Genomic DNA, 24,412 nt, shown 5'->3' with positions numbered 1-24,412 from the left:
AACGACTGGACACAACGGGAATGATGACGGGGAGGTCATGCACAGCATGACCTACGATTCATTTGAGCGTCTGTGAGAAAAACGCGTCCGCTTTCTCGATCATCTCGTCAAACCAAACTTGTTTGCCGAGAAACGGATGCGGCGCATCGGCGATCACCGTCAGGCCCGTTCTCTTTCCAAGTTCAGTCATCCGCTGACGGAACGCATCTGCATGCGTGCTCGGGTCATCATTCTCTCCGGTGATGAACCAACAGGGTGGGTCGGCTTGATCAAGATGAAACAATGGTGATGCCATGCGATAGGTCGCCGGTTGAGCCTCCTGTGTCCCACCCAAGAACTGTCGCCAGATTTGGCCGCGATCCGGCACGGCTGAAATCTCTCGCGTGCGTTGTGACATCAGATCCGTTTGCGCTCCCATCGGAATCGCGGCTTGGATCTCGCTGCTGTACTCCGTGCTGCCGCCATCGCCTTCAAGCTCCGGAACGCCGCCAGACGTCGCGAGCAACGCGGTCAAATGCCCTCCAGCGGAAAGCCCGATCGCGCCGATCTTTGCGTCGTCGATTCCGTATTCTCTGGCATTGGCACGCAGAAACCTTACTGCGGCTTTGCAATCATGGATCGCTGCCGGAAACGGTGCTTCGCCGCTGAGCCGATACGAGATCGTTGCTGCGACATATCCGCGCGCGGCCAAAGCCTGGGCTATCTTTTCGTGACTGGTTCGGTTTCCGTTTGCCCAACCGCCGCCATGAATACAGACCACGGCGGGCAACTGCCCCCAAACTCCTTTGGGGCGATACACATCCATTTCCAGCGAGCGGTCACCATAATGCGCATACGAAACATCTCGTTTGACGTTCAATGACTGCAACGTCGACTGGGGCACCTCCGTTCGCCCGTCCGCTCTCGGCAAGAAGACTTCCCCTGCCGGACGAGCATCCATGCGCATCTCTTCTTGGAACAGGATCGCCATGCCACGCAGTTTGCGGGTGATGTCGGGGTTGCGAACCAGAGTGTTTTCACCTGGATCAGATTCCAAATCATACAGCTCAAGGGATGGGTTCAGATAGAGTTTCCAGTTCTTCCACCGGACCGCCGCCAGCGCACCTTGGCTGCCGTGATAGAAGAACGCGTCGTGATACTCATTGCGATTGATGATCTCAGCCCATTCGCCGGGTGGATCCCAGCGGCGGCGTAGAGGCACCAACGCATTGATGGACTTTTTCATCCCCGGCGGCGGCACGATCTTGGTCTCACCCTTGAGCAGCGGGCTGATGTCTCGGCCGTCGATCACGCGGCCCTCCGGGACCGTGATGCCAGCGAAACTGGCCAATGTCGGATACCAGTCCATTGCCCGGACAACGGCCGAGGATTCGACACCCGATTGCAAGCCGACGCCTGGCCCCCAAGCGATCGCAGGCACGCGAATGCCGCCTTCGTAGGTAGACAGTTTTCGTCCGCGAATCGGTTGCTCGGGTGTTCGCCCCGGCCCACGTCCATTGTCCGACGCATAGACAACGATGGTTTCGTCATCGATTCCGAGACGTTTCATTGTCTCAAAAAGACGACCAATGTTGTGATCGAGTTCCTGAATCGCATCACCGTACTCACCCCACTGGGAACTGCCTTGGAACTCCGCGCTCACTCCGAGTGGATTGTGCAACATCGTGTGAGGCAGGTACAGAAAAAACGGCCCTTCACGATGCTGCTGGATGAACTCGATGGCTTCGTCGGTATAACGCCGAGTCAGTTCGGCTGGGTCGGCGGGACGCTGGACAACTTCGTCGTTTCGCATCAATGGAACGCCACCCACATCGTCGAAATAGACAACTTCGACCGGATCCAAATTGTGCAGCAGCCCAAAGTAGTGATCGAATCCCTGATTGCGTGGCAAGAAAGGTTCGTGAAAACCGAGATGCCACTTGCCGATGCACGCCGTCGCATAGCCGTTGTCATGCAGCAGCTCAGCGATGGTCAATTCGTCGGGATGAATTCCCGTGTTTGAATCAGCGCGGTGCACCCAAGTCTCGTTACCGACGCGTCGCGGATAACATCCGGTCAAAAGGCCTGCCCGCGAAGGACTGCAGATCGGTGCCGCAGCGTAGTAGTCCGTCAGCCGAGTTCCCTGTGCCGCCATCGCATCGATCTGCGGCGTTTGAACTTCGGTCGCCCCGTAACATCCCAAGTCATAGTATCCTTGGTCATCGACGAAGATAAAAATGATGTTCGGCGGCTGGTCGGCGACCGCGACAACAGGGTGGCAGCAAAGACACAACAGGGCGAAAGCAGCCAGACGCAGGTTTTTAAAGCGTGTCACGGTTTGGCTCCTGTAAAGCTCCAGTGTTTTGAACGGCCACTCGAATCCTCGAAACGAATCGATTGAACTTCGATCGCCGAGTCCTCCGCTGGGAAATACATCCGGATCGTGCCTGCTTTTCCATCGATGGGCACGTCAACGGAGACGTCTTGCCACTGAGGGTCAGCGGGTAAGTTGTACGCGATGATCTGTGAGGACTCCGGAAACGCATCCTGTCCAATCGTTTTCCATTGGACCTTCGCTTGTCCACCTGTCCGGCTGCGAACCCGCAATTGCAGCGTCAGCGGCCCAGCAAGCTTGACTTGTGCGGTACCCAAAAACGGCTGGCGACCAGTCCCTGTGATTCGCAGAGCGTCTGAGGCCAGAGTCATTTCACAGTTTCTTGCGACCAATCCCGTGGTGGGATCTTTGCCGACTGCCGCTGGGGCGGCATCACGTGGCTTGTATGCCGGATTGGGCTTGGGATACAACGCCCCGGTATCTTGAACAAACTGGTCAATCAGCTCATCCAACTCTTTAACCTTATCGGGCATCTCGTTGGCCAGATCTTTGGTTTCACCAATGTCGTCGGCAAGGTTGTACAGTTCGCGGACGTCGGGGTAGACCGGATGCGGTTCGAAACGGCGAATCAGTTTCCAGTCGCCGTGACGGATCGATACGGCGGGAACCAAATGCGGAAACCAGGTAAAGTAAGCTTGGCGTTTGAGTCGTCCCGTCTGACGCAGCACGGGCAGGATCGATTCACCATCAATGATGTGGCCAGCGGGTTTCGCAAGTCCGACCGCATCAAGGATCGTCGGATACAAATCGATGGGGCCGACGACGCTATCGCTGACCGATCCCGGTTGGACTTGACCGGGCCAGCGGACCATCAGGGGAACGCGTTGGCCGCCTTCGTAAATCCGCCCCTTTCCTTCACGGAGCGGTGCGTTATTGGTGGGCGGTTGATCGCCCGCCCATTTCTGCCAGTCTTGAACAAAATTCCATTTCGGATGCCCAGGACGAATGTTTTCGATCTGGCGACTGCCGGGGACATTGCTGTGTGTGTTTCCACCGTTGTCGGAATAAAAAATGAACAGAGTCTTGTCGGCCAGTTTCAACCGGTCCAGTTCGTCGAGCATTCGCCCCAAACTCTCATCAACACTCTTCAGCATCGACGCCATGATGGGATTGTCTTGCTTGCCGCGAGGGTCTTTCTTTTCCGAAAACCCTTTGGTGTAGTCTTCTTTATGGCCCCAAGGACCGTGGACCGCGAAATGCCAGAAGTTCAAGAAAAAGGGTTCGTCTTGATTGGCTCGGACAAACTCGATCGCTTCATCGGTCAGCCGATCCGTGATGTACTCTCCGTCGGGTCCGTCGGTGATCGTTCCCACGTGATGTTTGCTGCTTGGCACGCCGCTCAGATGGACGCCATAGGGAGAAAAATAGCTGGCCGGTCCTGGACTCGGTTCAGCGTGAAAGGCGACCTCAAAACCGTGTCGCTCCGGCCAGTGTTCTTGACTCAAGCCCAAGTGCCATTTGCCAAAATGTCCGGTGCGGTAACCGCCTGCCTGCAACACTTCGGCCAACGTGATCAACTCCGGTTCCAAATAGCGTTTGCTCTCCGCGTAGATCAAACGCTGATTGGGTGATGCCGTGGCGGGATATCGTGATACGTCTGCGCGTGCAGCGGGCAAGTGTCCGGTGGCTGACGTGACACCGTGACGCGAGGAGTACTGACCAGACAAGATGGACGCACGAGTGGGCGAGCAAAGCGGGACGGCATAGGCATCCGTGAACCGCATCGCTTGCTCCTGCAGTCGCTTCATGTTCGGTGTCTCGTAGTACTGAGACCCGTACGGCGTGCTGTCCATCCACCCCATGTCGTCGACCAAGAAAAGGACCACGTTGGGGCGTTGGCGCGATGCCCCCGTCTGGGCAATGGCCTGAGTGGAGATCGCCAAGCAAGTCAAGATTGCCAACAAACGGGGAAGTGCAGCGGTCATGGGGTAGAGATTCATCGAAGAGTTGTTGTTGAAAGTAGTACGTTGCCGTTTGATCCATCAGCCGGAACGCGATAGCGTCCGGTTCTCACGCCTATACTCGGGAACCGGGTGCTAGTGCACTCCGGCTGATGCAATATCCGGGCAAGCATCTTTAACTCAATCCAAAAGGTCGCTTGCACCTACCAGGCTACTTCGCCAACCAATTCAAATCGCTTTCAGCAATTTCACCGTCGCGGCTTTCGATCTGGTCAGACGCGTTGTTGGCAGAGTAAAGCACACTGGTCATTTCAGGCACGACGCCTGATTCGCCAAAGACACGAAGAGGTGTCGGAGCACAACCGGCCAACAAAGCGGGCAAGTCGCCGTATTTGACCGCTCCGGGGACAAAACGCTCGTCGCTGTACGCCCCCGCATCGGCAAAACGGAACTCTGATGTATCCAACATCACCTTGGCCACTGCATCGTGCGAGAACGCGACGGCGGCGGCAGCCCAAGTGCTGGCGTATCCGGTTCCGATCACACGCACTTTATCACCCGACCTTTTTGCCGTCCAAGCGATCACGGTCATCAGGTCGCGTACACGCTCAGAGGTCAACGTACGGTTGTACCCGAACGTGAACGCACTGTAATTGCGTTTGTCGTCGATCAATCTCGCACCGTTCTCGGGGGTCTTGCCACGGTTCTTGGATTGCAATGCCAGATCACAAGTCATCACGGCTGCTCCGGACTCGATCAGCTCGGCGATCTTGGGGTTCAAGTTCCCCGCCGCATCAACAGCGACTTCGATGCCAGCCGGATCCGTCCAAATCACTTTCGTGCCCGCGTGCATTGACTGCGGATCAGGCGTTCCAGCATGGAATACGGCAAACGGAATCTTTGCATCTCGCGCGGTGTCATTCAGTACCGCTGTGAGTACGGAGTACTTGCCCAATGCGTTGTGTGTCATCGATTCCAGCTTGACGGAGTCGTCTTGGGAAACCGTCGGATCCAGCATCACGCGCCAGGCAACTCCGATGGTTTCGTCAAACGCCTTCTTTGCTGGTTCACCCTTGGGCAATGCCAAGTTCGCGACCGCTTGCTTCTCGAACCAACGAAGCACCTCGCGCTCGTGCGGTTCGCCCGTGTTGGTCGGCGCCGGATGATCCTCGCCCCAGACGGTGGATTCGGCTTCCGTCAATGGAACCCAATCAGACTCAACGACCGGATCGTCGAGACCGAGTTTCAAATGTTTGTTCATCCATTGATACATCGTCGCGCGGGTGACGTAGTTGAAATTGTGGGGATGATCCAACATCGGTCGGCAATACACATCGCTTTCGTTACCGATCATCGCGTACAACCAACGCAACTGCGGATACCCGTCGGTCATCATGTCGCGAGTCCAATCGTCCGCCGCTGACATGGCTTGTGGACGCGGTGCGAACAAGGCAGCCAGCTCGACGTTGCCCGTATCGATCCGCAGGTAGTTGCAGTTCTCGCAGTAGCAGCCGCCTTGCATCGATGTCGAAACCATGCCGTTGGGAAATCCGACCTTGATCCGAGGATCGATTGCACCGAGCAAAATGGTCTGTGTGCCGCCGCCGCTGTTGCCGGTCACCGCCAGACGCTCCGGGTCCACATCGGGCAGCGATGCGACGAAGTCCAAGGCACGTTCGGCATTCCATGTCTGCAGGCTCATGATCGACTGCAATCGCAAATCGGCTTCGGGGCTGAAAAAGACCCAGCCGTTTTCGTCGGGTGCCTTTTCGCTCGGGCGAGCGTTGGCGTGTCGATGGGCGATCTCGTAGGGAATCTGAATCGAGTCGGCGTAGCCCAACATGTCGAACATAAAGCAAACGCATCCCATGCGAGCAAGCGTCGCGCAACGAGCCAACTTGGGCGTGCTTCCCGATGCGGCGAAGTGTTCTTCACCGGCAGCAATCTTTTTGGCGATCTCCGCGTCGCTGTAAACTTGCATCCGACCACCGTGACCGTGCGGGCAAAGCACACCCGGACGTCCCGCCTCGGGTGCCTCGATGTCTTCGCTGGGGCGGAACAGCAACCCGCTGACGTGATGGCCGGGCAGGCTCTCAAACGAAACCCGTTGCACAGTGAATCCGTCACGCTTGGCGATCGGCCCGATCCAGGGGTTCAGCGGAGTCCTTTCCGGCATCGGCCACAGCCCGGTGGCGACCAGGACACGCTGCCGCAGGTTTTCTGCCCGGGCATACCACTGGGCGGGATTCTCGGGAGCCTTCATCGGAAAATGGCCGTTCAAGGTCACATGTTCCCGCGTCCGTGAGTCTTCTGTTTGTGGTACTGCCAACGCTGCCCTCAGGTCGGTCGCTGGTGTATCCTGTCCCCACGACGATGCCGAATGCACGATCAGTAGGCAGGCAATCAAGAATCTATTCATCGATTTTTTACTCCGGTTGTCTTTGGACCGCATGGGGAATCGTCACTGAACGCTCGTCGGCGAGGTTTATCACTTACTTTACTAGACAATGAGTTGGACTCATGGACATCATCTTAACGCCCGACGCCGCCCAGATGGGAAAGTACGTGGCGCAACATGCGGCGGCCGATTTGCGGGCCGCGATCAAAGAGTATGGCCAAGCAAACTTGGTCGTGGCGACGGGGGCATCGCAGTTCGAGGTACTCAGTCGGTTGGTCGAACAATCGGATATCGACTGGAGCCTCGTTCACGGCTTCCACTTGGACGAGTACATCGGGTTGTCGGATCAGCACCCGGCCTCATTTTGCCGCTACCTGAGAGAACGATTTGTCGATCAAGTGCCTCTGGCAAGCTTCGAGTACTTGCGTGGCGATGCCGACCCTGCAGAAACGATCGCAAGGGCGGGCAAGTTGATTTCCGATACGCGAATCGACTTGGCCTTGGTCGGAATCGGGGAGAACGGGCACCTCGCTTTCAATGACCCGCCGGCCGATTTTGAAACCAACCAGCCTTACTTGATCGTCGACCTCGACATGCCATGTCGCGAGCAACAGGTCGGTGAAGGCTGGTTTGCGACATTGCAGGATGTTCCCACCCAAGCGATCAGCATGTCGGTGAATCAGATCCTCAAGGCCAACAAGATTTATTGCAGCGTTCCAGACGAACGCAAATCCGATGCGGTGCGGGCAACGGTCGAAGCCGAAATCAGCCCGACGATCCCCGCCAGCATCTTGCGTCGACACCATTCGGTGAGCTTGGTGATCGACCAAGCCGCTGCCAGCAAGTTGTCGGCGGACTCGCTCGTCAAAGTGGAACGCGTTGCATGAGCGGTTACATCGATTTGCAAGTCAACGGATACGCGGGCATCGATTTCAATGCCAAGACGATCACCGATCAACAATGGATCGACGTCTGCAAACGTTTGAGTGACGACGGCGTGGACCAGATCCTCGCAACAGTGATCACCGCGCCGTTTCCGGAAATGATCCTACGCGTGCGACACATCGCCGACGTGATCGAACGATTGCCCGAGGTCCGTGAGCGTGTAGCGGGTATACATGTCGAAGGTCCATTCTTGAATCCTGAGACCGGATACGTGGGAGCACATCCCGTCGACGCCGTACGCAAAGCCGATCAGTCGATGGCGGAACGTTTACTGGACAGCGGCAACGGCCACGTTCGTTTGGTCACGCTGGCTCCGGAGTCGGATTCGGGTGCCGAAGTGACCCGGTTCTTGACCGACCGGGGAATCTGTGTCGCCGCCGGACACAGCAACGCTACCTTGGATCAGCTGAAAGAGTCCATCGACAACGGCCTGAAACTTTTTACCCATCTGGGCAACGGATGTCCGGGCGAACTGCCTCGACACGACAACATCATCCAACGAGTCTTGAGTGTGGCCGATCAGATCGCGGTCTCGTTCATCGCCGACGGTCACCATGTTCCGCCGTTTGCGCTGCGAAACTATTTGGACGTCATGCCGGATGCAAACATCATCATCGTGACCGATGCGATCAGCGCGGCGGGCCTCGGTCCTGGCAAATTTCAGTTGGCAGGCCAAACGGTGACGGTGGACGAAGACGGTGCGGCTTGGTCCGCCGACCGAACCCACTTCGCCGGCTCCGCAGCCACCATGCCGGAAATGATGGCCGTGCTGACGGACAAAGTGGGTGTCAGTGTGGAACAGGCCAAGCGTTGGATGAGCGACAACCCAAGGCGTCTCTTGAACACCACATCGTTTAACGACAATACCGTTCAATGAATCATAACTACTGTCTGGGCAAAGGTTTTGGTCAACGGTTTTTGCTTTCGGTGTTTGGGGCGGCATTTGTTCCAGCGGGACATCTTGCGTTTGATCACACGCGGGTTGATACGGTTGCGACGTGCAGGGATTCGCTCGCAACTGATCTCCCATACGACGGCCGCGAACCACTGCGAAAATTTCACTTCATTGCTAGGATCGCATTCGGGTAAGCGGGTCTTGAGTATCTGGAAGGAACCCTTGAACGACAACCGATCCACGTCGATGTTTGCTTCGGCCGCCGCTTCGAGCATCAACGCACGAACCACGAAATGTCCCAGCGACATCGCATACAACTCCTGCTTCAAACCGTCGGTCGTTTCGCTGCGAAGATTCGTTGTCTTCTCGGCGCGACAAGGATCTTGGTGAGTCTTCTGCTCATCAAAGACGAGTTCTTCTTCCCAACGTTCGTGGTACTCCATGATTAGCTCCATGGCCGGAAACTCCTCGGGGTCAAGCAGGTTGGTCATCAAGCGATGGACCTCATCATGGCCGACTCGTTGAGGATCGTCGAGCTTGTATTCGATCACGCGAACGAGGATGCCTTGCTTGTCATTTTCGCGATACCAGTTGCTTGGATAGACCTTCGCCAGGAACGAGCCATCGGCGAAATATTTGATCGGTTTAAACACCATCGATTTCTGGATGCGAATGAGCAACTTGTGCTTTTCATGCAGTAATTTCCAGTGTTTGTAGCTAAAGAAGCCTCGGTCTTCGATCAACAACGCATCGTCGGGAATGTGTTCCCAAAGCTGCTCAACGAGCTTCTTTTCAGAGTCTTTCCAGCCTCCATAAACGAAAGCGAATTCGATGTGAGTTCCCAGTTCGACGAGACTGACTTTGCGAACTTGAGGAAAGGGGCCTTCACCACGACTTCCCGATGAGCGTCCGAAGTGCTGATGCGCATCGCAGTCCGGAGCATCAAGAACCGTGCCGTCGATGCCGACTTTGCGCATCCCGCGATAGAACGCACCGAGCGTTTGCGGTGTGGCCAATGGGCGGACCACCAAACTGTGCAAGGCAACGAGCGGTTCGCTGCCGAGTCTTTGACGTGCCATACACAGACTCGACCTGGCTGGCGATTTCTCTCCATGCCGCAGCCGGCGACACGCCTTGAAGACTTGCCTGATCGGTAGTTCGGTAAAAAGGCCCATTGCCAAAACAACCCAAATCATGACTTCGTTAGTCAGTCTGCAAACCCGCGTGGTCTGCTTGCCTGTATCGACAAGTGCTTGCTCAACAAGCTCAGGCGAAATGATCTTTTCGAGTCCAGCAATACGATCTAAAATTCTTCCATTGACTTCCGAAGAGAAGTCAGAGCATCCTTGCCCATTCATGTCGCGGCTCCTTGCGAGGCTAGTTGGTAAGACAACCTAACTCTAGCGGGAGCCGCGATTTATGAAAACATTGAACGGTATTGCGTTTAACGACAAGCCGCAGGCGTAATCGCCACCACCAACCGGCCTGCCCCGCCGAGTCAATCGCCGCTTCCGCCTACGCCTTCGGCTGCGGGTCAAACACGGCGTCTCTTAAACATCGTTTGACCCGTAGCCGCAGGCGCAGGAGCCACCACCAACCGGTCTGCCCCGCCGAGTCAATCGCCGCTTCCGCCTACGCCTTCGGCTGCGGGTCAAACACGGCGTCTCTTAAACATCGTTTGACCCGTAGCCGCAGGCGCAGGAGCCACCACCAACCGGTCTGCCCCGCAAAGTCAAGCGCCGCTTCCGCCTACGCCTTCGGCTGCGGGTCAAACACGGGGTCTCTTAAACATCGTTTGACCCGTAGCCGCAGGCGTAATCGCCACCACCAACCGGCCTGCCCCGCCGAGTCAATCGCCGCTTCCGCCTACGCCTTCGGCTGCGGGTCAAACACGGTGTCCCTTAAACATCGTTTGACCCGTAGCCGAAGGCGCAGGAGCCACCACCAACCGGTCTGCCCCGCAAAATCAAACGCCGCCTATGCCTACGCCTTGGGAGACCGCTGACCTAATCGTCCTGCGTTATATATTTCTGTGAGCCGATGGCGCTAGACACGGGCCTCACAGGGTTTCGTCAACACCCCTGGGCCCGCGGCTAGTCCGGATTATTCATCAGCCGGCACGCGATAGCGTCCGGTTCCCGTGTACAGGCGAAAGAACCGGACGCTATCGCATGGCGGCTGATCTGCGCAGACTGTTTTCCTACTAATCCGCGTAAGCCGTTTCGTGCAAACGTATTGCTAAGACTGTAGGCAGTCGCGTGAATAACCCGGGCCCGCGCCTTGCGGCTCACAAAGTCAGCAGTCTCCTTCGGCTGCGAATCAAACTGGAAAACACCGCAATTGTTGGGTGTTTTCTGCGACAATGGAGCAAGCAAAGAAAAATCTCCCCAATTCTTCTAACAAAGCATCCCTCTGCGGTCCTTCTCCTTGTGAGAGGATGAATGGATGTGATTCAGCAGTGCCCGGCGTCGCGAAACGAATTCATGTTGAACCCGACTCCCCGAGTCAGCCAGCCCAATACCGAGGGTGTGCGCAAGCGCACGCTGGAGGAGCTGTTTGATTCCGAGGAAGCCCCGTTGCTGCGATATGCGTTTTCGCTGACGGGGCGCCGTGCGGTGGCGGAAGAGATCGTGCAGGAAGTGTTCCTGCAATTGCATCGCAACTGGGACGACGTCGACTCGCCACGCGCTTGGCTGTTTCGCAGCGTCCGCAACGCATCCTACAACCACTTTCGCAGCAACAAACGAGAGGTCCTGCTCGGCAAAGACCGCGAAATCGAACCCAAGGCGGACGACGGAGAGACTCCCGATGCAGCGATGCAGCGGATGGAAGCCACGGGCGCATTGAGGCAAATACTTGAGGAACTCGATGAGGGTGATCGGCAATTGGTTCGGTTGAAATATTTCCAAGGTCAGAAGTACCGCGACATCAGCCAGGAAACGGGACTCAGCATCGGTAACGTCGGTTACCGACTGCACCACATTTTGAAAGAGCTGGCCGGGAAACTGAAGACACTCGGGTTTGACGAAAAGTCATGAACGAAGAACGACAACCAACATCGATCGATCCGGAAATCGAAGCACGCATCGTCGCGCTCGTTCTGGGCGAAGCATCGGACTTCGAAAGCGACGAACTGAATCGCCTGATTCAAGAACGCCCCGAGTTGGCCAGATTCAAATGGCAAATGCAGAGCGTGCATGGATTATTGAATCAAGTCGGCGAAGGCGAATTCGTTGGCACCGATGAAGACTGGAAACTGTCGTCAGAGAAACGCGAAAGGGTACTCGCAACGATTCGTGGTGAAACGCCCGTCGAATTGCCAGTCAAGATTACTCTTGCCTCCCATGATCGGAAAGCGTGGACCGGCAAGCAATGGCTGATGAACTTGTCCAAGATCGCGGCCGTGATTTGCATGATCGGACTTCTCGGTTCGATCTTGGTTTACAGAAGGACTGCGAATGATCTTACAGGCGGTACTAGAATGTCGGCAACAATCGACCCCCCGTTACTCCAAGACGTCGGATCTGAACTCCAGTGGGATGAGGCCACGACGGAAAACCTATTTGTTGATGAATATTCGGATCGCAATGCAGGGTTTAGGCCAAAACTGAGCGTTGCCGCCTCGGACACAGACGCCGAGCCCAGTTCGAAAACCGCTCTCTCGGAGATCCGCGAATCCTTCGAAGCGAACATGCCGCTGAGCGGATCGACATCACCGCCGTCACCGTACTATTTGCAAGACGATGTGCAGTATTACCCTGCCAACCCGGCGTTTCAAATCGCGCAAGAACCAACGTCAACACGCGGTGAAGCCCGCGATGGGGTGTCTCCCTCCACGGAAGCAAAACCATCTGGGCCAGTTCCATCCTTCACGGACGGGCCAGCGAGATTTGAGAGCGGAAAGAAGCAGTGGGGAGCCGCCGCTGCTGAGCCCCAGAATCGATGGTTTGAAAACGGAGCGAACGGACCGCAAGTCGTTCGCGAGGAATCGACTCTCTCAAACCCGCAAGAAGCGGAAGAAGTTGCTAGTGCAGGCAAAGACGTCTCGGCTTGGCAGAGTATCACGCCGCAACGACGAGTCTCCCTGTCGGACACCCCAAGTGAGGACAAATCCAGCAGTGTGAACGGTGCACAATCCCCGCCGACTCCGCTTGTTGAAAACATGGCAGGCCGCGAGTTCGCCGAGAATGGCGATGGTTCTCAAGGCAGCAACGACTCTGACGGGGATTCGCTGCCCGAACAGATAGCTGATCGCAAGGTCGCCCCAAAGGTCGCCCCAAAGGTCGTTGCACAGAAGGATTTTTCCGATCTGTCTCGCATGGGTGACAGTGGCTTGAGTGGTAGCGGTCTGGATGGCGAAAGCCTGGATTCGAAATCAGAATCTCGATACGGGCGATCTTCGTCTACTGATCAACCAAGTTCATTGGGTATCCCCGACGTTAGTCTTCCCGAAAGTGCCGAACTCAGCTTTAGCGTTCCCATGGCCGGTGATTCTTCGATCACGTATCAGCGAGGATCAGAGCCGACGGCGGAGAAGTTCTATCGCCAAGCGACGCCCGCTCCAGCTAAAGCTTCAGCGACAAATCAGAGCAGTGAGTCAATGGGTGAACCACCACAGAGTGTCATCAAGGGTTTGATGTCGGCGGACGTAGATTATTCAGAGATGGCACTCGAGCAAGAAGAACGCAGCGATGATTTCGCTGAATCCGCAAGTAGCAAACTGTCGCCGCCTGCAAAACCGAATGCGGTCGAGGAGCAAGGTCTGGATGCACTAAGTGATCTTGAAAGCAATCGTAGGCCCGCCATTCGCGGTCACTACTCAGGCGAAGTTCAAACGCTCAGGGAAGAGAGCAAAACCTTAAGCCGATCAGCCGGAGAAGCCCAAGTGGCACTCGAGGCGGAGCGAGCCGCCCGAAACTACCGCTATGAAACGCGTCCTTATTTCAAAAAACTTCTTGAAGATGACACTAGACTTGCGCCAACGACACGCCGCGCTGCCCCCGCTGGTCTGAACGAAAAATCTGCCGCACAAGAATCCTTTTCAACCTTCTCACTGCACGTCAGCGATGTCTCCTTCAAGCTGGCGTTCGCAGCACTGTTGCGTGGTGAATGGCCGGATCCAGCAAAGATTCGTATCGAAGAATTCGTCAACGCTTTCAACTACGGCGATCCGATGCCGAGCCAAGACGAGAAGGTCGCCTGCCGCATTGAGCAGTCGATCCATCCCTTCATCCAGCAGCGCAACCTGCTCCGCATCTCCATGCGGACCGCAGCAACCGGCCGCTCCAGCGATACGCCGCTGAGACTGACGTTCTTGTTGGACAACTCTGGTTCGATGGAGCGTGTCGATCGCCAACAAACCGTCCGTCGAGCCTTTGCCGTGCTCGCTAGGCAACTGCAACCGAGCGATCAAGTCACCTTGATCAGCTTCGCCCGCCAACCACGTTTGCTGGCCGACAAAGTCAGCGGAGATCAGGCACAGCGACTCGTTCAACTGATCGATGAACTGCCCAGCGAAGGAGGCACGAATGTCGAAGCCGCTTTGCAGTTGGCGATCGAAAAAGCACGCGAGCAACAGGCCGAGGGTGCTCAGAACCGAATCATCTTGCTCACCGACGGCGCCGTCAATCTTGGCGATGCCGATCCCGAAAGCTTGTCGAAAATGATCATCGACATGCGAGGACAAGGGATCGCGTTCGATGCCGCCGGTATCAGCGCCGAAGGGTTGAATGACGAAGTCCTCGAAGCGCTCACTCGTAAAGGCGACGGCCGGTACTACTTGCTCGATTCCATCGAATCCGTGGACGACGGTTTTGCTCGCCAAATCGCCGGAGCCCTCCGGCCATCCGCAAAGAACGTCAAGGTGCAAGTCGAGTTCAACCCCAAACGTGTCGGCAGCTACAAGCTGCTGGGTTTTGAAAAACACATCTTGAACAAAGAAGATTTCCGCAACGACAAAGTCGACGCGGCCGAAATGGCTGCCGCCGAAGCCGGCGTGGCGATGTACCAGTTTGAGCCTTTGGCGGACGGCGAAGGTGACATCGGTTCGGTCTCCGTGCGTTTCCGTGATCTTTCATCCGGTCAGATGATCGAAAACCGTTGGCCGATTCCTTACCAATCCGATGCTCCACGGATCGATCAAGCCGCGCCGTCGATTCGCATCGCCGCGTCCGCTGCATTGCTGGCCGCAAAACTGCGAGGCGAACCACTCGGAGAAACGGTCGATTTACAAACCCTGTCGAACTTGATCTCGGGCTTGCCAGATCCAGAGCGTCAAGACAACCGCGTCAAACAACTGAAACAAATGATCGATCAAGCAAGACAGCTCAGCGGACGTTAGCAGCATCGCGTCAGTGGTTGGCACACGTCGTAATGGGATTCGCCAGAATTCCCTTCGCAACGATCGATGAAAAAGCGTCAGACACAATTGGCGTGAACCTAACAAAAACAACTGAGCCGAACGCGCTAGTGGTCTGGGACAGCTAGAAGTTAGGGTTTGCCGTAGTGGATCTTGTTAAAGATCCCACCGCTACAGGATCTTTAACAAGATCCACTACCCTAAAGATAAGTTGTCCCAGACCACTAGCCCGGATCATTCATGAGCGGCAACGCGATAGCGTCCGGTTCTCGAATACTAGCTTGAGAACCGGACGCTACCGCGTGGCGGCTGATATGCGCAGACTGTTTTCGCACCAATCCACGCAAGACGTTTCGCTAAACGTGTTGCGAAGACTGTAGTGAGCCGCGACGCGTAAGCGGCCGGGCCTACCGCATTGCCCGGTGCCTTACGGCCCACGGCTCACGACGGCTTAAAAAGGTGTCCGCGGCTTAAAAAGGTGTCCGACACCTTTTAGAAACTGAATCTACGATTAGCTCCCCCCAACCAACGATCCACCATGCGTCCATTGCAACATCTCTGCCTGCTGGCATTCATCGGGTTGATCAACGTACCAGCGATTGCACAGGAAGACGCCGATCAAGCCACCTTCAGCAGTTCCATCGGCGGCGACGGCACAGGAAGCATCGTGGTCGAAGCACGAGGGCAATTGCCAAAGCCACCGGTGTTCTACACAGCCAACGCCACGGCGAACGTCCAGGTCGGACCGCAATCCATTGAGCAAACGGTTGACTTGTCGATCAAAGTCATCCAAGGAAATGCAGACTCGGTCAGTTTCGGACTGCATGGTTCCGATCGGGTGACCGACGTGCAAGGAGAGATCATCCAGTCGTGGTCGGTGCGTCAAGAAGGCGAAAAGCGTTATCTGGATTTGAAACTCACGGAGAACGCCAGGGACATCACAGCACAGGTCAAACTGCGTTCGCCAGAGAAGACACTTCAGCTACCGGCCTCGATCGAACTGACTCACTTGACCCCAGGCGAATCAGTCGGTTTCAATTCCATCGTCAGCATTCATTACGCGACGGGGGTTCAGGGAACCGTCACAGAAGCCGCCGGGTTTGCTCCCTTGGACGACACCGATCAGTCCAATCGTTTCCAAACAACGACCGGCGGGCAAATCAAACTTTCACTCAACCGCAACGGGGCAGCCCCCGGACCGGTTGAGTTGATCGAGACGACGCTCAAGGGCACCGTTCATCCCAACGGCGAGTCCATCAACCTTCAGTTTCGCGGTACCGCGGTGGTGACGGAGCCCGACGCGGAGATCAGCATTCTCTCGGGCAACGCAGCGATCAATGTCGTTCCCGATGATCCTCATTATCGCTTGCGGCTGACCACCCAAGACGATCGACCCGTCTACCGATTGGTGTTCGCTGAGCCCGGCACTTTCCCCGTGTCGCTGGACTTCGTCGCTGCCTTAACAGGATCGAACGCGAGCGGTCGCAGCATGGATTTTACGATCGGTGCCAGCGCCGTCGTCCCGATGACGATCGAGGGCCTGCCAGCCGATCTGGAATTCCAGTCCGACCAAAATTCCTTGGTTCCAATACGTGACCAAGACAACTGGTTGGGGTTCTTGCCCGCGACTGGGCGGGCGAAGTTGAATTGGAAGATGGCTCGCAAGGCTGGCGAGGGCAAACTTTTCTTCACCACCACCGGCCAAATCGAAACACGAGTCGGCGCGGGGCTGATGCGTCAGGACCACCGAATCGACTATCAAGTCCTGCAGGGAGAGCTGAAATCGCTGAGCATCTTGCTGCAAGGTCCCGGCGAAATCCTGGACGTTCAAGGCACCAACATCGTCGCTTGGAACGTCGTCGATCAGGGACAATCTCGCCAACTGGATGTCACGCTCAGTCAGCCGATCACACTGACCGGTCAAATCCATGTCCGCAGCCAGACTCCTTTGACCGCCCTGCCGGTTCGAGTGGAAGGCCTGAGACTCAATCCCATTGGTGCGATTCGTCATTCAGGATACCTGAGGCTGGCCAATGACGGATCGGTCCGCTTGGAACCGACCGCTCTGAGTGGATTGACCCAGTTGGCACCCGAGCAATTTCCGGCGGAGCCGATAGCAGCACGTCAGGTGTTCGTCTATCGTTTCCCTGCCGCCGAGCATTCGTTTACCGTGGCCGCGGATCGTATCGAACCGGAAGTCAACATCTCCGAGCTGGTTGTCTATCAACTCGCCGAAACCGATCGCGTGATCACGGCGGACATCGAGTTGGATGTCCGTGAAGCACCTATTCGCGAGTGGGATTTCGATATCCCGTCCGACTACAGCGTGGTCGCGGTTACCGGCGCGAGCGTCGCCGACTACATCGCGGCCACTGCGGTCCAGGACGGCAGACGCAATTTGAAAATCATCTTCGGCCAAGACATCACGGGGCGACAACTCGTTTCGTTGCATCTAGAGAAAAGCGAGGTAGCTACCGCTGGCGACTGGCTGCTGCCACGCATCGATTTTCCCGGTGCAAAAAACGTCCGCGGTGATATCGGCGTCGTTGGCGCACCAGGATTTCGAGTTTCAGTGGGGCAAGCAGATCTGCTGGTGGAAAAACCGTTGTCGTATTTCCCCAAACCGACACCTCATTTACAACAGGCTTTCCGTATTCGTCAGCCGCTCTGGTCCGCCACAATGCAAGTGGAATTGCTGGACCGCAGCGTGCAGTCCGACGTGTTTCACCTGTACTCGTTGAGCCAAGAAACGGTTTACGGCAGTGCCCTGATCAATTACTTCGTCACCGGATCACCTGTGTCGGAGTGGACGATCGCTGTTCCGCAGTCGCTGGGCAATGTGATGGTCGATGGCCAAGACGTTCGGACTTGGCGGCGTGAAGGCGACATGCTGATCGTTTCGCTGCATCAACCCGTGATGGGAGCGCATACGCTGCTGGTGACTTTTGAGGAAAAGCCAGACAAGAGCAAAGGGACGTTCCAAGCCGGTCAAATCTCACCCACCGATGTGCAAGGTGAGCGTGGCTACATCCAAGTCGTCAGTCCGATGCAAGTCGAAATCGAAACCGTTTCGATCTCAGAGGACATGCTGAAACTCGATCCACTCGAATTGCCCGCCGAGTTTCGTTTGCTGAGTACAGCGCCGCCACTGGGCACTTGGCAGTACACCGATCGTCCGTTTGATCTGAATCTGAAAGTTAACTGGTTCCAGCCAGGCACCACGGTGACGCAAGTGGTCGAGTTTTCGGAAGCCAATAGCCGGGTATCGGCCGATGGTGAGTTGGTGACCGACGTGCTTTACTACGTCAAGACTCGCGGCCGACGCACTTTTCGAATCCAGATCCCCGCCGATCCGGTTCGACTTTGGGCCGTCTCCGTCAACGGCCAACCGGTGACCGCACGACAATCCGACGATGCAACCTTGATTCCGTTGCCCGGGGGAACGGATCCCAACGTTCCGGTGGAAGTCAGCTTGCGATTGGGGAAACCGACCGTCAGAGAATCCAGGCCGGTCCTCACGCTGCCGGTCGTCGATGCGCCCTTGCTGAAAACACAATGGAACATCAGCGGGGACGAAGAACACGCGTTGTTGCCCAGCGGCGGAACCGTGACACCTCCCACGCCTGTCTCGCGACCGACAGGGTTCCACTGGCTGACCAAGCATGGTTTGCTGTCGCTGCTGATGATCGGTCTGTTTGCCATATTCGGAATTTGGACACGTGGCAAGTCGAGTTCTCTACGTGCTTGGGGACTGCTCAGCTTGGCGTTCGCGATCGTCGTCTCATTCGCGACCGCATTGCTGGCCCTGTCCGATGCCGGTCCGCCAGCGCCGTTGGAAGTCAGCATTCCTATCCTGGCCGCCGGTGAAACGGTAGAGATCGCTGTCAGCAATACGCCACTCTGGCGAGTCAATCTTTCCTGGATGGGGCTGACCTGCGCGCTGGCGGGGGCCTTAGCCGTGGGCTTTTCATTCCGAAAACTTGAGACCCTACCCAAGACATCCCTTCGATGTCTCGGCATGCTGCTGATCGCGTTGGGTGTGTTGTGGCAAGGTGACGGAGCCTCGTGGTTCTTTGCTCTGTTGGCACTGGCCATCGGTGTTTTGCTCTTCCTGCAGCCTGCGTTGGACGGCCTGCGCGAGCTACGCCTCTGGTGGAAAAACTCGGCCGAGCAACGCAAGGCCGCAGAGGATGCAAAACCGAACGATCCGGGTACCGAACCAGGCCCCGGAGCGGTGACGACCACAATCGCTTTGCTGGCCATCGTTATTAGCACGGCAGGCTCCTGCTTGGCTGCGACACCCGATGGATTCGAATCAGCCGATTCGATCACACAGCAATGGCAGATCAGCCACCAAGACGCTCGCCTGAAGGCAACCGGAACGATCACGCTATCCGGCCGACCTGGCGACCGTTTTATCGTGCTGAAATCCCCCGCCGTCCTGACTCGTTTCGATGCAACAGGCCTTCGTCTGACCAAGCAGGAAGTGCCTGGGGAAGGCTTGGCGTACGTGGCCAGCATTCCACTTTCCGAAGAACCAGACGAACCGGAAACCGAAACATCGGAAACCGACCAACCCAAGGCAAGCCGTCCTGCTCGCGAGTTCACCGCCACCTTCGAGTATCAGCTCGAAGCGGTCAAACCGGCCGATGGCGTGAATGTTCTGACGGGAGTGGCAGCGCACCAAGAACTCAACTTGCGTTACGATGAAGCCGGCTGGGATGTCTTTGGCACAACGGCCGTCCAGATCGAACAAGTCGAATCAGATGACGACATCACCCAAGCCAGGGTGCTGCTGGGGCCAGGTAACGCGAGCTTGCAACTGAAACCGCAAGCCCGAGACGTGACCTCCGAAGAAACCCAGTTCTTTGTCGAAGCCTCTAATCTCTACCTGCCGGGTCCCGGCGTGGTGGATGGACGACATCACCTTCACGTCCGCACTTCGCAAGGACAAGTCAGTGGGTTGACCGTGATGATCCCCACGGGCTTGACCGTCAGCACAGTCAATGGCCCCATCGGTTCATGGCAATTCGACGCGGACAGCGGTGCCTTGAAACTGGAAATCGAACCGGCGCAATCGGCGGCGTTTGACGTCACGATCGAAACACAACGTGGACTCGATCCCCTGCCGACCGATGTCAACCTCTCGCCCGTAAAAGTGGCCGACGCGAGCGGTGAAGTCGGCTCGGTCGCCATCGCGTTCGGTCCTGACGCACAACCGGAAACGCTTTCTGCAACCGACATGTCGGCGGTCAACCTCGGCGACTTCGACGCCAGCCTGATACCGGAGTCGCAAGCCGTCTTGCATCGCGTCTACCGGTATGGAACCGACGGTGGCGAACTGGCCGTGCGTGTCACCCCCGTGGAGCCCGAAGTCCGAGTCGTTAGCAAACAAGCACTCTCATTGGGCGACGAACGCGTCGTCTTGAGCGTCAACTTCGCCGCAGAGATCACCAGAGCAGGCCTGTTTCAACTCAGTTTCCCGCTGCCCGAGGGACTGGAGGTCGAATCGCTTACCGGTGACTCGCTGCATCACTGGGCCGAACTCAACGACTCCGGAAACCGACAGATTGTTTTACACCTTAACGGCAAGACGATCGGCACACAGAACTTTGCGCTTGCTCTGTCCGGCATCGCGCCGACCGACGTCAACCAATGGCAGGTCCCACACTTTGAACTGAACGAAGCAACCCGCCAGAGCGGAGAAATGGTCGTCCGCCCCACGACCGGCATTCGACTGCGAACCGTTACTCGACAAAACGTTTCTGAGACCGATCCACGCACGATGGGCGGCGTGGTTCAGGGTGCTCTCGCATTTCGTTTGCTGCAACGTGACTGGAATCTCGTTCTGGGCATCGAGAAACTCGATCCCTGGGTAACCGGCCAAGTGCTGCATGAGGTCACCTTGCGGGAAGGACAAACTCGAACGGCATTGATCGCGAACCTTGAAGTCCAGAATGCTTCCATTCGATCACTACGCGTCGCATTGCCGATCACCGATGCAGACGAGATCAAGACGCTGCGAGCAAGTGGCGGTACGGTCAGTGACTTGGTCCGAACCGCTACCGATTCCGACATTTGGGAGATCCAATTGAAGCGCCGCGTGGTCGGCAACGTTCAATTTCGCATCGAGTACGAACGCAGGGGTGATCGTCAGAACAATGACGAAACGCTCCGTCCGGCCAGTTTCCCCAGCGTTCGCCAGATCGCTTACTATTTTGCGGTCCGCGCCGGTGGCCGACTGGAACTGGAACACGACACCCTGACGCAAGGTTGGCAACGAGCCGATTGGAACTCCGTTCCACAAACGCTACGCGAAGCCGAGAACCGCAGCACACCTTCGCTGGTGTTCCGCGCCGTGACCCCTGCGAATAACCTGACGGTCCACGCAAAACGTCACTCCATCGCCGACGCACTGAAACTGCGAGTGGCCAAGGGAACGCTGACAACCGTGCTGTCGCCCACAGGTGACCAGCTCACCGCAGTCAACGTCACAATGGAAGTCATTCAGCGCAGCAGCCTCAGTGTCGGCCTGCCGCAGGATGGTGATCTGCTCAGTATTTTCGTCAACGGCGAAAGCGTCAATTCGATTCGGCTGGGCGGAACCTCCAACGCATGGCAGTTCTACATTCTGCCCGGGATCGATGACCGCACTGCGGAGGTTCGATTCGTTTATTCGGTCAAAGGAGACCGGCTCAGCAGCTTGAATCTAACCAGTCCCGAAATGAACGTTCCGCTGGAAAACATCCAATGGAACGTGATCGCGCCGGAAGGTTTCGAGTTGGTAGATCACGACGGAAACCTGGAACTTGTTCAGCAATCCATCCAACGGCAGTATGACCGAGCATCGTACCTGTCCAAAGTGAGCGGTCGGCGTGAAGTTCAAGCACGGCAAGCAGCCGAACTGCTGGAACAAGCCAACGAACTACTTCAAGCGGGCGAACAATCCAAAGCAAGCTGGGCACTCAACAGCGTTGCCAACCAATACGCGTTGGACGCCGCTTCGAACGAGGATGCCAGGGTGCAACTGGAGAATTTGCAAACCCAACAGGCCATCGTCGGACTCAACACTCGCCGTCAACGATTGTTTCTCGACAACAGTCTCCAAGACACTGCGATCGTAGACAACGAGCAAATGCGACGCGCCGCGACCAACAATCCGGTTCTGCAACAAAACCAATTGAACTTTCGTCCTCAGCAATTGAGCCAACTGCTGCAAGGCAACACGACCGAAGACAACGCCGTTTTGCAACAGATCGCGGCACGATTGGTTCAGCATCAGCACACCACCGAGCCCGCACCGCAGGCGATCATCATCAGCTTGCCCGAGGAAGGCGACGTGTACACGTTCAACCGCAGCGTTCAAGTCGCCGAGAAAGAGCCTTTGGAATTGGATCTTGATTTTGCTTCGCAATACAGAACGCTCCTCTGGCAATCCGCAATCGCCTTGTTGCTGCTAACCGTCCTCGCTGCAGCGATCGCCTACGTCACCACGCGGCCAACAGTCGAGTGAACAATATTCGCTTGACTTTCCAAGTCGATAGCGTGCCGCAACCGTACGCTTAATCATTTCCTTCCGTCGAGCGTGTCTCGGCAGAGGAAACAACTGACGGCTACCTTCGTTGCTCCGAACCGGGGCAAGCCCGGCGGAAACAAAGAGTAAATCTTGTGTAGATCGCGAATGCGACAGCTCCAACCAGTCACAGCAACCCCAGGTTCTCTGGTATTGATCGATAGAAATCTGCACGATCAGAATCATCCCGCTCACACAACTGTGCAATTGAAGCTGTTACCGAAACGAACTCTCTAAGTTCCCGGGGCTTCAGTTTCCGAAGAGACGCGGAAATTCTCTCCAATTGCTTGACGGCAATGTCTGGAGCGAGCACGTTATCATCACAGTTCGCGTAGAAGTCGACATTATCAAGAATAACTTTGACTAGCAACTCGTTCATTCTGATTCCAAACCTCTCTCGTGACCGATTTCTCACGCCGCTGTTTTTTTCAACAAAGCTTCAAGCATCACGTGGCGTTCAACGGAATCGTACCACATGGATGCATCTACAACAGAACGTGATCAAACTGACGAAAAAACGTTTTCAGATCTTCAATGGGGATCCCAAACTCACTCTCCAGCGTCGACGCAGAATTGACCATCGCCACAGCATTCGAATCGCAGTATCGGAAAGATTTACAGATCACACGAAGATCACTCATTGTTGCGAGACTTGCCATGGCATCCGCTTCGTGAAACGGGTTTTTGATCGTCAGATACGGCCAACCTGGCAGCACTAGCGAGTCGACATCGCAACCAAAGAACTGGCAGCCGTCAACATTGGCTGATGCAAACGAGCATGCTTCTATATGCCCGTTAGGACCTTCTGACTCCAGATGTCCAAACTCGTTCTCGGTAAAGTTTCCTTCAAACGTCGTATCGATGAGTCTGGTCCGCAGCCAGGAAAAACCCTTGAGGGTTTTCTTGGCAATGACGCGACAGTCCTCCAGCCGTGCTCCGTCGAATGAGACTGCGCGTGCTGGAACCCTACAGTCAATCGTGCAACCTCGCAAAACGGCGTGCTTTCCAATGACCGAAAACGATTTCTCGTCGTCAATGCAGATGTTCTGATCGACGACCTCTTGATCAAAGATTTTCAACATTCAATACATCCAGGTGCTGTAGAGTCAAGAAGACGAGCTATTCGCATTCGATTCAATAGCCTTCTGTATCATTCCGCACCGCTTTCGAATCTTAAACAGTCTTACCAACGAGATAGGGCAAAATTCAACGGGGCTGGACGAGTGGCCTTCGATGACCGGAAGGTTGTCGAAGAGATACTTTGGTCCCTTCTGGCACAAGCACCACGTGCCGCCAGCAAATCGGCGAAACACCTCCCCAACATACCGTGCGGCCCGGTTTTCCAACGTGAGGTCATCCGAAGCATCCGATAACAATATCTGCTCGACACCAGCAAGGCTTTCCAACGAATAGTCAAGGTGAACCCCCTCACTCTCCGCATCCGCGATGAAAACATCCAAAACATCGTCCATTTCAAAAAGAAACTGATCAAACTTGATTTCATCCTCGTACATCTAGCGATCCTCATTTACGTCGCCGAAACCACTTTGCTGCTAGAAACTCAGCCGGCTTTTTTCTAGCGAGTCTCGGAGCAGCACGAAAGATCGAATCGGCAGGCCGATCATAGCAATCGACTCACAATCACTGGACAGCTCAAAATTTGGGATTGTGGCACTATGGCGATCCGCCAGTTTCTGTCACCTCTCCCAGCGCAACTGGTGGTCCCAGTGAGCCTAAGGCGCTAGCCGTGGGCCTGAGGCGGATTGTGGTACCGGCCCACGGCTAGCGCCTGAGGCTCACTCGGATTGCGATGCATGGGACAAAAACATGGACTGAAACAAGAATATCAACACCACATTTTGAACAGCCCAGCGTAAGCACGGCACACGGTGGATGGCTTGTGTTTGAGCGGATGGTGGTGTTCGTTTTCGACTTGGAAAGTCGAACGACAATTGTCGCTCGACTTTC

General features: G+C 56.1%; 12 protein-coding genes. 5 read left to right on the top strand and 7 right to left on the bottom strand.

Annotated features, from left to right (window positions below):
* Positions 1 to 58 precede the first annotated feature (58 nt).
* The 3 genes from Pla52nx_RS07650 to Pla52nx_RS07640 form a co-directional block, all read right to left on the bottom strand.
* On the bottom strand, positions 59 to 2,314 hold the full coding sequence (locus Pla52nx_RS07650; RefSeq protein ID WP_231742404.1) for an alpha/beta fold hydrolase: 2,256 nt from the start codon (positions 2,312 to 2,314) through the stop codon (positions 59 to 61).
* The gene (locus tag Pla52nx_RS07645; protein WP_146522564.1) at positions 2,311 to 4,299 is read right to left on the bottom strand and encodes a sulfatase-like hydrolase/transferase; all 1,989 of its coding nucleotides are present in this window, start codon (positions 4,297 to 4,299) and stop codon (positions 2,311 to 2,313) included. Before Pla52nx_RS07645 ends, Pla52nx_RS07650 begins: the two co-directional genes overlap by 4 nt.
* Before the next feature lie 187 nt (positions 4,300 to 4,486).
* Complete coding sequence (locus Pla52nx_RS07640) at positions 4,487 to 6,694, bottom strand: acetylxylan esterase (protein WP_197454954.1); 2,208 nt, start codon at positions 6,692 to 6,694, stop codon at positions 4,487 to 4,489.
* Positions 6,695 to 6,795: 101 nt separating this feature from the next.
* Between Pla52nx_RS07640 and Pla52nx_RS07635 the strand changes: the two genes are divergently transcribed.
* A complete protein-coding gene (locus tag Pla52nx_RS07635) occupies positions 6,796 to 7,560 on the top strand; it encodes a glucosamine-6-phosphate deaminase (protein WP_146522451.1) in 765 nt (254 codons plus the stop codon).
* Positions 7,557 to 8,495 carry an N-acetylglucosamine-6-phosphate deacetylase gene (locus Pla52nx_RS07630; protein WP_146522450.1) on the top strand — a complete coding sequence of 313 codons (939 nt, stop codon included), beginning with the start codon at positions 7,557 to 7,559 and terminating at the stop codon, positions 8,493 to 8,495. The genes Pla52nx_RS07635 and Pla52nx_RS07630 overlap by 4 nt, the downstream gene beginning before the upstream one ends.
* On the opposite strand, the gene Pla52nx_RS07625 is transcribed toward Pla52nx_RS07630, so the two are convergent.
* Complete coding sequence (locus Pla52nx_RS07625) at positions 8,489 to 9,871, bottom strand: IS4 family transposase (RefSeq protein ID WP_146522449.1); 1,383 nt, start codon at positions 9,869 to 9,871, stop codon at positions 8,489 to 8,491. The genes Pla52nx_RS07630 and Pla52nx_RS07625 overlap by 7 nt on opposite strands.
* A gap of 1,083 nt (positions 9,872 to 10,954) precedes the next feature.
* On the opposite strand from Pla52nx_RS07625, the gene Pla52nx_RS07620 reads away from it, so the two are divergent.
* From Pla52nx_RS07620 to Pla52nx_RS07610, 3 genes are all read left to right on the top strand, one after another.
* Positions 10,955 to 11,551: an RNA polymerase sigma factor gene (locus tag Pla52nx_RS07620; protein ID WP_231742399.1), complete on the top strand. Its 597-nt coding sequence runs from the start codon at positions 10,955 to 10,957 to the stop codon at positions 11,549 to 11,551.
* Positions 11,548 to 14,853, top strand: coding sequence for a vWA domain-containing protein (locus Pla52nx_RS07615; protein ID WP_146522448.1), 3,306 nt, complete (start codon positions 11,548 to 11,550; stop codon positions 14,851 to 14,853). The genes Pla52nx_RS07620 and Pla52nx_RS07615 overlap by 4 nt, the downstream gene beginning before the upstream one ends.
* A gap of 556 nt (positions 14,854 to 15,409) precedes the next feature.
* Positions 15,410 to 22,384, top strand: a complete 6,975-nt coding sequence (locus Pla52nx_RS07610) for a hypothetical protein (RefSeq protein WP_231742393.1) — start codon at positions 15,410 to 15,412, stop codon at positions 22,382 to 22,384.
* A gap of 187 nt (positions 22,385 to 22,571) precedes the next feature.
* On the opposite strand, the gene Pla52nx_RS07605 is transcribed toward Pla52nx_RS07610, so the two are convergent.
* The 3 genes from Pla52nx_RS07605 to Pla52nx_RS07595 form a co-directional block, all read right to left on the bottom strand.
* Positions 22,572 to 22,823, bottom strand: a complete 252-nt coding sequence (locus Pla52nx_RS07605; protein WP_146522447.1) for a hypothetical protein — start codon at positions 22,821 to 22,823, stop codon at positions 22,572 to 22,574.
* Between the two features lie 106 nt (positions 22,824 to 22,929).
* On the bottom strand, positions 22,930 to 23,526 hold the full coding sequence (locus Pla52nx_RS07600; RefSeq protein WP_146522446.1) for a hypothetical protein: 597 nt from the start codon (positions 23,524 to 23,526) through the stop codon (positions 22,930 to 22,932).
* 24 nt (positions 23,527 to 23,550) lie between these two features.
* Positions 23,551 to 23,958 (bottom strand): hypothetical protein, encoded by a 408-nt coding sequence (locus Pla52nx_RS07595; protein ID WP_146522445.1) that lies wholly within the window; start codon positions 23,956 to 23,958, stop codon positions 23,551 to 23,553.
* Between the last annotated feature and the right edge of the window lie 454 nt (positions 23,959 to 24,412).

Source organism: Stieleria varia, assembly GCF_038443385.1.
GTDB lineage: Bacteria > Planctomycetota > Planctomycetia > Pirellulales > Pirellulaceae > Stieleria > Stieleria varia.
Note: the sequence above shows the minus strand (reverse complement) of the source record. Positions and strands in the feature narration are given on the sequence as shown.